Origin of the sequence: Actinopolymorpha sp. B11F2 (assembly GCF_040195635.1) — a bacterium.
In the GTDB taxonomy this organism is placed as follows: domain Bacteria; phylum Actinomycetota; class Actinomycetes; order Propionibacteriales; family Actinopolymorphaceae; genus Thermasporomyces.
In genome coordinates this window covers 148,215-162,737 of the sequence record NZ_JBEFTX010000002.1, presented here as the reverse complement: position 1 = coordinate 162,737, position 14,523 = coordinate 148,215, and the positions used below count along the sequence as shown (strand labels likewise).

Below are 14,523 nucleotides of genomic sequence, written 5' to 3'. Positions count from 1 at the left end.
GGCGACGACTCCCTGTGGCACCCGAAAGGACACTCCTGTGCGCGCGCGTCTGGAAAGCTTTGCCCGACAGGTTCTCGGGCCCTGCAAGGTCGAAGCGGACTGCGGTTGGGACCACGGCGGAGCTCTCGTCCTGCGCCTGCGCGACCGCGAGGGCACCGCGTGGTACGCCAAACAGAACCCGCACCACGAGGTCCATGCCCGCGAGGTCTCGGCCTACCGACGCTGGGTCCCGCATCTGGGCGACCGGGCACCGAAGCTGCGGGCCGCGACCGACGATCTCCCGGCCCTGGTGATCTCCGCCGTCCCGGGTGTCGCGTTCACCGGTGACGACGTCGAGGTCCACGGTCAGGCGGGCCGACTGCTCCGGCGCTTCCACGAGATCGAGACCTTCCCGCCGTGGACCGATCTGGTGGCACACAAGCTCGCCGAAGTCGACGCCTGGGTCGCCCGCGCGAACGGACTCTTCGACCGGCCCGAGCTGGACTTCGTGCGGTCCACACTTCGTTCCCTGGAAGGGATTCCGGCACCGCCCCGGGTGTCCTGTCACTTCGACTACAGCCCACGCAACTGGCTCGTCGACGAGGGCCGCGTCTATCTCATCGACTTCGAGTGGGCGCAACCGGAGGTGTGGGTCAACGACCTCGGCCGGCTCTTCTTCGGCCTGTGGCGGACCCGGCCCGACCTGCGGGAGGCCTTTCTCGACGGGTACGGCCGACAGCCCGACGAGGCCGATCTCGCTCTCCTGCTCGGTTCGTACGCCCTCACGACCGTGTGGCATATCGTCTGGACGCATGAACACGGCAACCACGAGTTCGGGGACGCCGTCCGCCAGATCCTGCACGGCCTGATGCGGGGCGAGTACGGCAAGTACGCTCAGCAAGATACCCGTCACGCGAAGCTGCTTAGGTAACCTGCCAGCAGCACCGCGATCCCGGGCGAGGAGTCGGCAGGTATCCCACATGAACGACGTGATCGACCCGCCCGCGACCCTGTTCGTCAACGGGGAGTGGGTTTCCGCGGCAGCAGGCGGGGCCAGGGAGATCCGGTGCCCCGCGGACCAGTCTCTCGTCGGAGCGGTCGCCGAGGCCGGCGTCGCCGATGCGGAGCGGGCGATCGCGGCCGCGCGCCATGCGTTCGACCGTGGCGACTGGCCACGGACTCCGGCCGGGACCCGCGGCGACCTGCTCCTCGTCGTCGCCGGGAGGATCCGCGACCGCAAGGAGGAGTTCGCCCGCGCCGAGTCCCTCGACACCGGCAAGCGGCTGGTCGAGAGCCGGATCGACATGGACGACATCGCCAACTGCCTCAGGTACTTCGGCAAGCTCGCCGGGGTCGAGGCGGGTCGGCTGGTCGATGCCGGAAGCCCCACGGTCGTGAGCCGGATCAGTTACGAACCGGTCGGCGTCTGCGGCCTGATCACTCCGTGGAACTATCCGTTGCTCCAGGCCGCGTGGAAGGTCGCACCGGCGCTGGCAGCGGGCAATACGTTCGTGCTCAAGCCGAGCGAGCTGACGCCGCACACGGCGATGCTGCTCATGGACGTGCTCGGCGAGGTCGGGTTGCCGGCCGGTGTCGCCAACCTCGTACTCGGTTCTGGTGCGGTCGCGGGTGCACCGCTCGCGGAGCATCCCGATGTCGACCTCGTGTCGTTCACCGGTGGCCTGGAGACGGGTAGGCGGATCGCCGCCGCGGCCACCGGCACCGTGAAGAAGGTCGCGCTCGAACTCGGCGGCAAGAACCCCAACGTCGTCTTCGCCGACGCCGACTTCGACGCGGCGGTCGACAATGCGCTGAACGCGGCGTTCGTCCATGCGGGGCAGGTGTGTTCGGCCGGCGCGCGGCTCGTCGTGGAGGAGTCGCTGCACGGCCGTTTCGTCGACGAGCTGGTCCGCCGCGCGGAGCGGATCCGGATGGGCGGCCCATTCGACGAGGCCGCCGAGATCGGCCCGCTCATCTCCGCGGCCCATCGCGACAAGGTAACGGCGTACGTGCAACGTGGCCTTGCCGAAGGCGCGGTGCTCCGCTGTGGCGGCACGTGGGGCGAGGGCGAGCTCGCTCAGGGATTCTTCTACGCACCCACGGTCCTCGACGGTGTGCGGTCGGGCATGTCCGTCGTCCGCGACGAGGGGTTCGGCCCGGTCGTCACCGTCGAGACGTTCACCACGGAAGACGAAGCAGTCAGGATCGGCAACGACACGCACTACGGCCTCGCCGCAGCCGTGTGGACGCAGGACGCCGGCAAGGCGCAACGGGTCGCCGGGCGGTTGCGGCACGGCACGGTCTGGATCAACGACTTCCACCCCTACCTGCCACAGGCGGAGTGGGGCGGGTTCGGGCAGTCCGGTGTCGGGCGCGAGCTGGGGCCGACCGGGCTCGCCGAATACCAGGAGGCCAAGCACATCTACCACAACATCGATCCGCAGGTGACCGGCTGGTTCGAAGGATCATGAACCCGGCACGCGAGGAGTACGACTACATAGTCGTGGGCGGTGGTTCGGCGGGCGCCGCCGTCGCCGCGCGCCTGAGCGAGGACGCCGACGTCACCGTCGCGCTGATCGAGGCCGGTCCCAGCGACGTAGGCGACGACGCGGTCCTGCGGGTCGACCGGTGGATGGCCCTCCTGGACTCCGGGTACGACTGGGACTACAAGGTCGAGCCGCAGCAGCACGGCAACTCGTTCATGCGGCACGCCCGCGCACGGGTGCTCGGCGGCTGTTCGTCTCACAACTCCTGCATCGCGTTCTGGGCGCCACGCGAGGACCTCGACGAGTGGGCGGTGAAGTTCGGCGCCGACGGCTGGGAGTCCGCACAGACCTACCCGCTCTATCAGCGGCTGGAGAACAACGCCGACGACGGCGACCACCACGGCAGGAGCGGGCCGGTGCGGCTGCGTACCGTCCCCGCCGTGGATCCGTGTGGCGTCGCGCTGCTCGACGCGTGCGAGCAGACCGGGATCCCGCGGGTGCGCTTCAATGCTGGCGAGACCGTCGTCAACGGCGCCAACTTCTTCCAGATCAACGTCCGTGAGGACGGCGTACGTGCGTCGTCGTCGGTGTCGTACCTGCACCCGATCATCGGCGTACGACCGAACTTCGCGCTGCACACCGGGTTGCGGGCGAAGCAACTCGTCCTTGACGGCAGCGCGGGCGAGTGTCGGTGCGTCGGCGTCGATGTGCTCGACACCGATCTCATCCACACTCGCCGGATCCACGCCCGCCACGAGGTCGTGGTCTCGACCGGAGCGATCGACTCGCCGAAGCTGCTCATGCTCTCCGGCATCGGACCCGCAGAACATCTTCGGGAAGTGGGAATCGACGTCGTGGTCGACTCGCCCGGCGTCGGCTCCCATCTTCAGGACCATCCCGAAGGGGTGATCGGCTGGGAGGCGCGGCAGCCGATGGTGACCGAGTCCACGCAGTGGTGGGAGATCGGCATCTTCACCACGACGGAGGACGGCCTCGACCGCCCCGACCTGATGTTCCACTACGGCGCTGTGCCGTTCGACATGCACACCGTGCGGCAGGGCTACCCGACGTCTGCCAACGCGTTCTGCCTCACGCCGAACGTCACCCACGCCCGGTCCCGCGGGACCGTCCGGCTGCGCAGCATCGACTTCCGCGACAAGCCGCGGGTGGACCCGCGCTACTTCACCGATCCGTACGACATGAAGGTGATGGTCGCTGGTATCCGGCTCGCCCGGCGGATCGTCGGCCAGCCGGCCATGGCGGACTGGGCCGGGCGAGAGCTCTACCCGGGGCCGGGCGTACGGACTGATGACGGGATCGCCGACTACCTCAGGCGTACGCACAACACCGTCTACCACCCGGCGGGCACGGTCCGGATGGGAGCGGCCGACGACGACCTGTCACCGCTCGACCCGTCGCTGCGGGTGAAGGGTGTGGCGGGCCTGCGGGTCGCCGACGCCTCGGTGATGCCGGAGCTCACGACGGTGAACCCGAACATCACGACGATGATGATCGGTGAACGCTGCGCGGACCTGATCAAGGCTGCCGCGAGATCGAGCGCCGGAGAGACCGTGTGAGAATGCCCCTCCTCCAACGCCCACCTGGCGCAGGGGCACCCTCACACGAACCTATTGGCGGAGGGGCACCCTCATGCAACGCCCACCTGGTGGAGGCGCACCCTCACACGGACCTATTGGCTGAGGGCTGTTCCTCGGCTTCGACGACGAGTTCCTCGCTCCAGAGACGGCGCATCTCCGGGCACGTACGCAGCAACTCGCCGAGCGCGCCCGACCCGACCACCTCGCCGCGGTCGAGCACCACCACCTGGTCGGCCCGCTCGAGTGCCGCCCGCCGGTGGGACACCACCAGGAGCGTGGACGGTCCCTGCCCGTTCTTTGCCGCGTCGGCGATGCGGTCCCACAACAGCTGCTCGGTCTCCACGTCCAAGGCCGACGACAGGTCATCGACCACCATCAGGTCCGGCGACCGGACCAGTGCCCGTGCCGCCGTCGCCCGCTGCACCTGCCCGCCGGAGAGGCGGACACCCCGCGGACCCACCACGGTGTCCAGCCCGGACGGCATGTCGGCCAGGTCCTGCTCGAACGCCGCCAGCTCGAGCGACCGGTCGAGCACGTCCCCGTCGACGGGCCAGCCCAGGAGGAGGTTCTCCCGCAGCGACTCGGAGAACAGCCGGGGCACCTGCCCGGCGTAGGCGGCGCGGTCCGGCACGAGGAAGGTGCCCGGATCGTCGACGCGCCGCCCGTTCCACGTGACCGTCCCGCCGTCCAGCGGAAGCAGACCGAGCAGTGCGCGGACCAGCGTCGTCTTGCCCGCACCGACGGCACCGGTGACCACCGTGAACGAGCCCTGTTCGATCCGCAGGTCGACGGCGTGGACGCCGCGCCCGCTGGCGTCGTGACGTACGGACAGACCGTGGGCCTCGAGCACCTCCAGACGGTCCGCGTCGGCACGCTCGGGCAGCGCGGTCATCGCCGGCGGCGGATCCTCGTCGAACCACACGCGGCCGCGGCGCGACAGGTGGTCGTGATCCTCGTGCGTCGCCATCAGCCGACTCAGCCGCTCGGTCCCCACCGCTGCCTGTGGCACCTTGTAGAGCATCCGGCCGATGACGCGGGGCAGCCACGTCAGCCAGCCGACGTAGCTGGTGAACAGCGCGAAGTCGCCGACGGTGAAGTCGCCCCGCCGCATGGCCGGAGCGGAGAGGAGGAGCACCAGGCCGATGCTCAGTTCGACGGTGGCGCCGGTCGCCGTGTCGAGCATATCCATCGCCAACCGGTCCTTGACGGCGGCCTGCCGGCGGCGCCGGTTGTGTGCACGCAGGCGCTCCAGCACCGCCTTCTCGGCGCCGGCGGTCTTGATCGCCAGGACGCCGCCGAACGTCTCACCGATGTACGCGGTGACGATCGCGCCGAGCTCACGCGCCCGAGCGTGGATCCGCCTGATCACGGTGCTGAGGGCCCGGGTCAGGAACACCACGACGGTCAACGGAACGACCAGCACGAGTGTGATCACCGGGTCGATCGACGCCATGATCGTCAATGCCCCGATGCCGAAGAGGACGGCGCCCAGCAGGTCGACGAGGTTGTCGGTGACCCCGACAACGTCGTGCACGTCGTCACGGAACCGCGACACGGCCTCCCCCGACGAGTGCGGCAACCGACTGGCGGCCGGACCACGGGCGGTGAGGATCGACCGCAGCGCATTCGTACGCAGGGTGGTCTCGGCGGCGTTCCACCAGTACGGCCAGACGTTCAGGGCGGCCCAGAAGATCGCTCCCCGGCTCGCCTCGACGGCCACGAACGCGGCGCACAGCCACAGCGACGCGTTGAGCGAGGCGGGCTGGTGGCCGCTGAGCTGGTCGAAGAGCCCTTTCAGCACCAGACCGGTGAGCAGCGGTACGACGATGAACAGGGCCCAGAAGACGGCGCCGAGCCCGTAGCGTCGCCGGTCCACGGCGATCATCCGGCCGATCACCAGGAACGCCGGCCGCATCGAGGCCCACCAGGACTGGGCAGCCTGCGCGTCCTGGTCGCGTCGCGCGGTCATCGGCGTACCTCCCTTCCGCTGCCTGGACCCACCTGATCGACCACCCGACCGGTCGGCGAGCCGACGCTGCCCACGTCGGCGGGCACCCGACGGACACCCGCCGCCTCGAGCAGCTGGGCGAACCGGCTGTCGGGATCGGCGGCCAGATCCTCGCGCCGGCCGTACTCCACCACCCGACCGTCGTCGACCACCGCGATCTGGTCGACGCGTGACAGTGACGACAGCCGGTGTGCGATGAGGACGCCGGTCCGGTTGGTCAACAGCTGGTCGACGGCCGCCTCGATGTGCAGTTCGGTAGCCGGGTCAAGCCGGCTGGACGCCTCGTCGAGCACGACGAGTCCCGGGTCGGTGAGGAACGCCCGGGCGAAGGCCAGTAGCTGCGCCTCCCCCGCCGACACCCCACCCGCCTGCGAGGCGAGCACCGTGTCGAGCCCGTCCGGCAGCGTCGCGAGCCACCGGCCCAGGCCCACGTCGGTGAGGACGGCCTGCAGCTCGTCGTCGGAGTGACCGCCGCGGAACAGCGTGAGGTTGTCCCGAACGCTCGCCGCGAAGAGCTGTACGTCCTGCGTCACGACACACACCCGCCGGTGCACCGACGCGAGGTCGGTCTCGCGCAGGTCGACGCCACCCAGGCGGACGACACCCTCGGTCGGGTCGTAAAGCCGGAGCACCATCCGCGCGATCGTCGTCTTACCGCTCCCCGTGCGACCCACCAGGCCCAGCGTCTCGCCGGGTGCCAACGCCAGGTTGACGTCGGCCAGCACCTGTTCGTCATCATCGGCGTACGCGAAACTCACGTGGTCGAGATCGACGCTCAACGGACCGCTCGCCGGCAGGGGACGCGGGTCGGGCGGCTCGGGCAGGGTGCGGGGTTCGGCGAGCAGGCCACCGATCCGGGCAATCGCGGCGAGCGCCTTCTGGTACTGCTGGAGCTGGTCGATGATGCGCTCGAACGGCGCTCGCACCATCTGCGTGTACTGCAACAGCAGCACCACCGTGCCGACGCTCAACGCGCCCGAACGTTGCGTCCAGGCGGCCAGGCCGAGCACCAGTGCCGTGCCGGCGGCGAACCCGACGGTCGTGCCGGCGAAGAGACCGCCACCGATCCGTTCGGCCCGCAGGTCGGCGCGGTAGACATCGGCGCTCGCCTGGTGGAAACGGTTGACGACGTGCTCGCCCGCGCCGTTGGCTCGGATGTCCTCCGCGCCGGCGAGACGCTCCTCGAGGTTGCCGAACAGCGCGGCGAACCTCTCCCGCACCCTGGTCGCGGACGGGATCGCCCACCGCTGGGCGCGGATCATGAGAAAACCCATGAGCGCGCAGTACGCCAGCAGGACGGCGCCGATCCGCAGGTCGACCGCGAACACCATGATGATGACCCCGACGAGGAGCAGCAGACTCGCCACCATGTCCAACAGGAACGCGACAACGAACTCGGCGACCGCGACCACGTCACCGTCGACCCGCTCGATCATCTCCCCGGGCGTGCGCTGACCGTGGTAGGCCATGTCGAGGCCGAGCGCGTGTTCGGCGAGGGTCTCCCGCAGCCGGTTCGTGCCGTCCCACGCGAGTCGGCTGGCGAGCCAGGCGGTCAGCATCCGCGCGACCTGGCCCGAAACCGCGAGGCAGAGGTAGCCCACCGCGAGGAGGGTGAGCTGGGTCGCGGGGTGGCCCGCGATCGCGTCGTCGACGAAGCGCTTGGTGAGTTGGGGCGCCAGGAGCGGCAACACGGTCGCGAGGACGATGGCCGCGCCCAGAGCGCACGCCTGACGCCGTCCTGGCCAGAGGCAGCGCAGGACGGTACGACGGGCAGTGGTGGAGGGAGTCATGGGCAGAGTCCAGACGCTACGGATCGTGCCCAACCGGGGGCAAAGGGATTTCATCCGTACGGCGTGTTGCGCCGGCGTGGTGGAGCGGCCCCTCGTCAGGATCTCTTGACACATGGGATCTCGTCAGGGCATCCTGACAGGCATGTTCGAGCACACGGAACGCATCGACGGCGATGGCGCCGACAAGTTCAACGTCAAGGTGACCCTCGGCATCACCGGTGACTGGAGAGCTCAACCACTGAAGGTGATCTCCGGCATCACCGAGGGCATCAAGTCTCTCGACGGCACCCTCCGCGAGGCCGTCCACCTCGCCCGCAAGGACGGCTCGTCCTGGGAGGAGATCGGCAAGGCGCTCGGCGTCAGCCGGCAGTCGGCCTGGGAACGCTTCTCCGTCGACTGACCCACGGTCGGCGGTGGACAACCAACGGCGCATCCCGTGGCGTCATGTGCCGCAGACCACTCACACGGGAGGCAGCATGGTCGGTAACCGTTCCTGTCGGATTGCAGCCAGCGCCGGACTGTTCGTCGTACTCGCGGGAACTGCCGGTTGCGGCGACGAGCCAGCCACGCAGATCGCGGCCGGGTCAGGTACGACCACGACGTCCGGCGCGCATTGGCAGCGGCTCCCGGACGCTCCGTTGAGCCCGCGCGCGTCGTCGGTGATGGTGTCGAGCGGCACGGAGGTGCTCGTCATCGGCGGCCAGGACACGGCCCCCTGCCCGCCGGGTGCCGACTGCGCTCCCGGACGGATCACCCGCGACGGCGCGGCCCTCGACCTCACGACGCGTACCTGGCGGACGATTGCACCGGCGCCGCGCCCACTACTCGGCGAGCAGGCCGTTGTCATCGACGGCGTGGTGCATGTCCTGGCCCAGAATCACGGCCCCGATGGCTACGACAAGCCCGCCCGGTTGCTGAGCTATGACGTCGCGACCGACCAGTGGCGAGAAGCCGCCGCCCCGGCGAACTCCATCGGTGCGGCGCTGACATCCTCCGGCGCAAAGCTCCTTGCATACGAGACCAGCCACGAGCAGGGTCTCGTTCCCGATCGGATCCTCGACGGCGGCACGTGGCGCGACCTGCCGCGCGATCCGTTGGCGCCGTCGTTCGATCGGGTGATGGTGGCAGTGGGCGACGAGCGGCTCATCCTCTTCGCGCACGAACTGGTGACGAACCCTGGGGCGGACAAGCCCAGCATCGTGCAAGCCGCCGAGTACGACCTCGCGAAGCAGACATGGCGGCGGCTGCCCGACTCGGAGATCATCGGCGGCTGGTACTGGTCACACACCGACGGGTTGCTCGTCGACCCGTCCATCGGTGGCGCCGACGGCGGACAGACCGGTAACTACGGCCGTGTCTACCCCGAGGGTGGCATCTTCGACCCGCGGGCGAGGCAGTGGCGCCCGCTGCCCGCCCTGCCGGCGGAACCCTCCGACGATCTGTGGCAGGGTCCGGCGACCGGTGGGCCGGAACTCGCGATCGTGCGTGGATTCGTCCTCGACCCAGGAGCCGGGAAGGACGGCCGGTGGATCCGTCTACCGCAGCCGGTTCGGGGCGCTGCCGAGGATCCCGCCGCCGCATGGGTGGGCGACCGCCTCGTCGCGTTCGGCGGCACTGTCCACACGGACAGAAAGTCCGCGTTCACCGCCGACACGTGGATGTGGCAGCAGTAGGCCGACGCTGGCCGGCCACGGTCATCCTGGGTGGATTCGTTCCCACGCATCAAGCCGATCTTGTTGGCTGTCTCCGCCCGAAACGTTCGGCAGTCAGTCCCGTTGGCGGACGCGACGCAGGTGGAGGCTCCATGACAACGACGATGCGAACCCGCTCCCGGGTACGGCTGCTGACAGCGGCCGGCGCGTTCGCCCTGGGGGTGGGCATGATGACCGGCACATCGACCGCCGGCACATCGACCGCCGGCACATCGACCGCCGGCACATCGACCGCCGGCACATCGACCGCCGGCACATCGACCGCGGGCGCCGCGGCCGCAGCACCCACCGAGGACCGGCTGGCCGACGGAAACACCATCTTCGGGCGTTCGATCGAGCTGCACATCTCCGACCGGGACGCGCTGGGCTGGGCCACCATCAACAACGGCGATCCCACCGACGAGGTGTGGCTGGACCGGTCATACGACGGCGGCGAGACGATCGCCGACGAGCGGCTTGGCTACACCACGATCCCTGACGGGACACGCGGAACGTCCACTGAGGCGTACGACATCAACGCCGCCGATGGCACCAAGGGGGTGCTGCGCGCGTGCGGCAAGGCCGGCAACCGGGACGACATCGTCTGCACGGCGTGGATCGGCGTCGAGAAGCCCAGCACCAAGGGCACTCCGAGCAAGCGCGCGATCGCCGCACTCGTCAAGCTCTACAACGCCGACACCGGCCTGTGGAAGACGACCGGCTGGTGGAACTCCGCCAACGCCCTCACCGCCGTGCTCGACTACCAACTGGCCACCGGCGACCGGAGCTACGACTGGATCATCGCCAACACCTACGAGAAGAACATCGACGCCCAGGGCGGCAACTTCACCAACGACTACATCGACGACACCGGATGGTGGGCGTTGGCGTGGATTCGTGCGTACGACCTGACCGGCGATCCGCGCTATCTCGAGACGGCGAAGTTCGACGCCGACTTCATGTGGGCGAGTCGGGACGAGATCTGCGGCGGCGGTGTGGTGTGGAACATCAACCAGCGTTACAAGAACGCGGTCACCAACGAGCTCTTCATCAAGGTCGCGGCCAGCCTGCACAACCGGATCCCCGGCGATACGGAGTACCTCGGTCAGGCGCTGGAGAACTGGGAGTGGTTCGAGGCCAGCGGGATGATCAACGAGGAGAACCTCATCAACGACGGCCTCGACGGCGCCACCTGCCAGAACAACGGTGACGTCACCTGGACCTACAACCAGGGCATCATCCTTGGTGCCTTGACAGAGCTGTCCTGGGCGACGGGTGACCGTTCGTACCTCACCCAGGCGAAGGCTCTCGCCGACGCGTCCACCCACAGCGACTATCTCCACCCCGCCGGAGTTCTCACCGAGCCGTGCGAGGCGAACGGTTGTGGTGCCGACGGACCGACGTTCAAGGGCGTGTACGTCCGCAACCTCGGCGAGCTCAACGCCGAGCTACGCGGCCGGCCCTACCAGGACTACCTCGACCGGCAGGCGGAGACGGCGTACGAGAAGGACCGCAACCGTTTCGACCAGTACGGCCTGCACTGGGCTGGGCCGATCGAGGCATTGAGCGCGGCCACCCAGCAGAGCGCGACCGAGGCGCAGATCGCTCCGCTGTGGAAGCGCGGAACCGGCACGCCCCGCAGGTAGTGGAACCTCGCAGGTAGGGGACGCAACGCCCGCATGGGAATGGGCCGCTTTGCTGACCAGCGACACGGTTCGATGGTCAGGATCTTGGCGAAGGTCCGGAACCCGGTGCGAGTCAGGCGGTCCGAGTCAGGCGGTCCGAGTCAGGCGGTCCGAGTCAGGCGGTCCGAGTCAGGCGGTCCGAGTCAGGCGGTCCGAGTCAGGCGGTCCGAGTCAGGCCGTACGCGTCGAGCAGGGGCGCGTGGGCGACAACGGCGTCGTCGAGGATCGACCGCGCGACCTGAGAGCTGGGGACGAGCGGATCGGTCGCCAGCGCCTGGAGGGCTAGGTGGCGTGAGCCGCTCATCGCCGCCTGCACCGTCAACTCCTGCTGCAGGGCGCGGGCCGACAGGACGGCGGCGAGCGCGGGGGGAAGGTCTCCCACCGCGAGGCCGGTGACGCCCGCTCCGCCGATCACGGCGGGTACCTCGACGACCGCCTCGTCGGGGAGGTTCGAGACCTTGCCGCGGTTGGGGACGTTGACCGCGAGCTCGACGAGCTCGGTGCCGGTGAGCAGGGCCTCGGCGATCGCCACCAGACGTTCGGCCTCCTGGCCCTCCGGCGCGGCGTCGAGCGATTCGGAGCCGGAGACCTGCGCGTGCAGCTTGTCCCACAGGTCCGACTTCGCGTCGATGTAGTGGTGGGTCGCGTCAAGGCCGGGTTGCAGTCCCCACGGGAGATCCGCCCCGTCCGGCGCACCGCCGAGATACCACGCGAAGAACTCCGCCACATGCCGGTCCCCGGGTGCGGGATAGAGCCCGAAGAGGTCCATCAGGTCAGCGGAGACCGGCTCGCTCAGCGGGCTGTTCGAGTGGTTGCCCGGTACCGTCGCCTCGGCTACCAGTGAACGCAGTTTCGGATAGACGTCGACGCCGCGGTGGCGTAGCTGGAGCAACCAGCACAGGTGATTGACGCCCGCGAACACCGTGGTCAGCTCCTTTCTCGGCACACCCAGCACCGAGCTGAGCATCGACCGCGTGTGCATCGTGCCGTGACACAGACCGATGACCCGCTCGTGCGCCCAGCCACTGATGGCGCGGACGTTGGCGGTCAACGGGTTGGCGTAGTTGACGAGCCACGCGTCGTGCGCGAGCTCGGCGACGTCCCGACCGATCGCGACCAGTTCGGGAACCTGCCGCAGCGCCCGCAGCACACCACCCGGCCCGACCGAGTCACCGACGGTCTGGCGTACGCCATGTTTCAGGGGTACGTCGAGATCGGCGCGCCACCCGCCGGCGCCTCCCACCGCGATCGTCGTCGCGACCAGCGTCGCGCCGGGAAGGGCTTCCCGGCGGTCGACATGAGCCTCGACGGTCATGCCGGACCCGCGTTCGTGGGCGATCCGCCGACCCAGCTGTGCCATCGTCACGGCGGCGTCCTCGTTGAGGTCGACGAGATGCACCGCCGCGCCGTCGAAGACCCGCGACGCCGCCAGATCGGCCAGCAACCCCGGGGTGAACATCGTGCTGCCCGCCCCGATGAGCACCACCTTGACCTGTGTCATAACAACCCCTCACTTGATCCCGGTGAGCGTGCTCCAGTCGGCACCAGTGGGCAAAGATGCGGACCGGTGGTGCGGAGGCGTCACCTGCGTCCGGTGGATGGCAACGGTGGGAACCGCTGCTCGTTGATCTGGTCGAGCCGGGCCGGGTTGAAGGTGTAGATGATGGCCATCCTCGGCTCCCGGCTCCGGTTGAGGTCGGAGTAATGCAGGAGATAGGGATCGAACGCGATCATGTCGCCGGCCCGGAGCGGCACCGGCCGGATCTGGTCCTGCGGGACGACACCGGGATCGACCTCGAAGGACCCGCCGGCCTTGAACGGATGCGTCGGCTTTCCACGATGGCTGCCGGGCACCACCTGCAGGCACCCGTTGGTCTCGTCCGCGTCGTCGAGATAGACGAAGCAGGTGACGAGCTCGTCGGTGTGCGCGCGCCAGCAGCAGCTCCAGTCCTGGTGCCACGGATAGGGAGAACCGCCCGGGAGCTTGAGGTTGAGCTTGTCCTCGAACAGCTCGACCGGCTCGCCGAAGATCCGCGCCGCCGACGTCGTGATGCGCGGGTCGCGGGCCAGGTCGGCGAACATCGGGCTGAGGTCGGACACCGGCTCGAGCTTGCGGATCACGCCCTGCATGCCGGTCTGGTCGGTCTCGGCGAGGTGGTCGACCTCCCACTCGATCCGCGCGGCGTACTGCGTCGACTCTCGCGTGCAGAGGTCGAGGAGCCGGTGGGCTTCCTCCCGCAGGACCTCCACCCGTGCCGAGTCCAGCACCGAGCGGCTGAGGAGATAACCGTCTCGGAGGTACCTGTCCACGTCGACCTTGGTCATTCGAGGGGCTCCTCGGTCCTTCGCCTGTCGGCTGCGCTCGTCGGGTGGAGAGGCGACAGTCGATCCGTCCAGCGCGGCTGGACAATACCACAAGAGACCTCTCGGTAGAAGTGGTCCACTCTTCAGCCTGCTACTGGTATTCGGTGGTGCTGTAGGGTGCGGTCATGGTCGAGGCGTTGGTCCCGTTGCACGAACGTGTGCGCCAACAGCTTGCCGGCGACGTCGCGGCGGGCATCTATCCACGCGGGACCCGGCTGCCGAGCGAGCGCGACCTGTGTACGCGCCTCAACGTGAGCCGGGTGACGCTTCGCCGCGCGCTCGTGCAACTCGCCGACGACGGCCTGCTGGCGCCGTCCCACGGCCGCGGCTGGTACGTCGCGGTCGAGCCGGTGGGTGAACCCGCCAACGTGTTGATGAGCTTCTCCGCCATGGCGCGGGCGCAGCGGTTGACGCCGTCGTCCAAGGTGCTGTCCCAGGAAGTGCGCCCCGCCGACCTCGACGAGGCCCAGCAGTTGGGGGTGGCGCCAGGGGCGGACGTCCTCGACCTACGCCGCCTGCGCATGCTCGACGACCTGCCCGTCGCGCTCGACCGCAGCCGGGTGCCCCTGGCGATCGCCGCCGGCCTCGGCGCGCACGACTACTCCCGCGGATCGCTCTACGCCGTGCTCACCGACGCGGGCATCGCTCCCCAGCGGGCCGACTACAGCGTCGAGGCACTGCCCGCCGACGCCGAACAGGCCCGTCTCCTCGACCTCGAACCCGGCCAGCCACTGCTCTCCACCAGGCAGGTGACCTTCGCCGCCGACGGCCGGGTGATCGAGCTCGGCGGCATCATCTACCGCGGCGACCGGTACCGGTTCCGCGCCACACTGCTCGCCCCCGCCGCCGGGACGTCCCTGTGACCGGCCCAGCCGCAACAGGGCCTACCGCAACAGGGCCTACCCCGACGGGCTCAGCCGCG

11 protein-coding genes are annotated in these 14,523 nt (G+C 69.3%); 7 read left to right on the top strand and 4 right to left on the bottom strand.

The window, feature by feature from the left end:
• Nucleotides 1–37: 37 nt before the first annotated feature.
• From ABN034_RS04630 to ABN034_RS04620, 3 genes are read left to right on the top strand one after another with little or no spacing between them, the layout of a single operon-like run.
• Nucleotides 38–910, top strand: a complete 873-nt coding sequence (locus ABN034_RS04630) for a phosphotransferase enzyme family protein (RefSeq protein WP_349689724.1) — start codon at nucleotides 38–40, stop codon at nucleotides 908–910.
• A 49-nt stretch (nucleotides 911–959) separates the two neighbouring features.
• A complete protein-coding gene (locus tag ABN034_RS04625) occupies nucleotides 960–2,450 on the top strand; it encodes an aldehyde dehydrogenase family protein (protein ID WP_349689723.1) in 1,491 nt (496 codons plus the stop codon).
• On the top strand, nucleotides 2,447–4,042 hold the full coding sequence (locus tag ABN034_RS04620; protein WP_349689722.1) for a GMC family oxidoreductase: 1,596 nt from the start codon (nucleotides 2,447–2,449) through the stop codon (nucleotides 4,040–4,042). The genes ABN034_RS04625 and ABN034_RS04620 overlap by 4 nt, the downstream gene beginning before the upstream one ends.
• 103 nt (nucleotides 4,043–4,145) lie before the next feature.
• Here ABN034_RS04620 and ABN034_RS04615 read toward each other — a convergent pair whose 3' ends face one another.
• Entirely contained in the window at nucleotides 4,146–6,032 is a 1,887-nt protein-coding gene (locus ABN034_RS04615) for an ABC transporter transmembrane domain-containing protein (protein ID WP_349689721.1), read from the bottom strand.
• Nucleotides 6,029–7,861, bottom strand: coding sequence for an ABC transporter ATP-binding protein (locus tag ABN034_RS04610; protein ID WP_349689720.1), 1,833 nt, complete (start codon nucleotides 7,859–7,861; stop codon nucleotides 6,029–6,031). The genes ABN034_RS04615 and ABN034_RS04610 overlap by 4 nt, the downstream gene beginning before the upstream one ends.
• Before the next feature lie 142 nt (nucleotides 7,862–8,003).
• Between ABN034_RS04610 and ABN034_RS04605 the strand changes: the two genes are divergently transcribed.
• The 3 genes from ABN034_RS04605 (at nucleotide 8,004) to ABN034_RS04595 (ending at nucleotide 11,198) form a co-directional block, all read left to right on the top strand.
• The gene (locus ABN034_RS04605; protein ID WP_349689719.1) at nucleotides 8,004–8,261 is read left to right on the top strand and encodes an RNA polymerase sigma factor sigma-70 region 4 domain-containing protein; all 258 of its coding nucleotides are present in this window, start codon (nucleotides 8,004–8,006) and stop codon (nucleotides 8,259–8,261) included.
• A 76-nt stretch (nucleotides 8,262–8,337) separates the two neighbouring features.
• On the top strand, nucleotides 8,338–9,534 hold the full coding sequence (locus ABN034_RS04600; RefSeq protein ID WP_349689718.1) for a Kelch repeat-containing protein: 1,197 nt from the start codon (nucleotides 8,338–8,340) through the stop codon (nucleotides 9,532–9,534).
• Between the two features lie 131 nt (nucleotides 9,535–9,665).
• Complete coding sequence (locus ABN034_RS04595) at nucleotides 9,666–11,198, top strand: glycoside hydrolase family 76 protein (protein ID WP_349689717.1); 1,533 nt, start codon at nucleotides 9,666–9,668, stop codon at nucleotides 11,196–11,198.
• A 196-nt stretch (nucleotides 11,199–11,394) separates the two neighbouring features.
• Here ABN034_RS04595 and ABN034_RS04590 read toward each other — a convergent pair whose 3' ends face one another.
• Both ABN034_RS04590 and ABN034_RS04585 read right to left on the bottom strand, forming a co-directional pair.
• On the bottom strand, nucleotides 11,395–12,738 hold the full coding sequence (locus ABN034_RS04590; protein WP_349689716.1) for a family 4 glycosyl hydrolase: 1,344 nt from the start codon (nucleotides 12,736–12,738) through the stop codon (nucleotides 11,395–11,397).
• Nucleotides 12,739–12,818: 80 nt separating this feature from the next.
• Nucleotides 12,819–13,562 carry a phytanoyl-CoA dioxygenase family protein gene (locus ABN034_RS04585; protein ID WP_349689715.1) on the bottom strand — a complete coding sequence of 248 codons (744 nt, stop codon included), beginning with the start codon at nucleotides 13,560–13,562 and terminating at the stop codon, nucleotides 12,819–12,821.
• 164 nt (nucleotides 13,563–13,726) lie between these two features.
• On the opposite strand from ABN034_RS04585, the gene ABN034_RS04580 reads away from it, so the two are divergent.
• Complete coding sequence (locus ABN034_RS04580; protein WP_349689714.1) at nucleotides 13,727–14,464, top strand: GntR family transcriptional regulator; 738 nt, start codon at nucleotides 13,727–13,729, stop codon at nucleotides 14,462–14,464.
• Nucleotides 14,465–14,523: the final 59 nt, after the last annotated feature.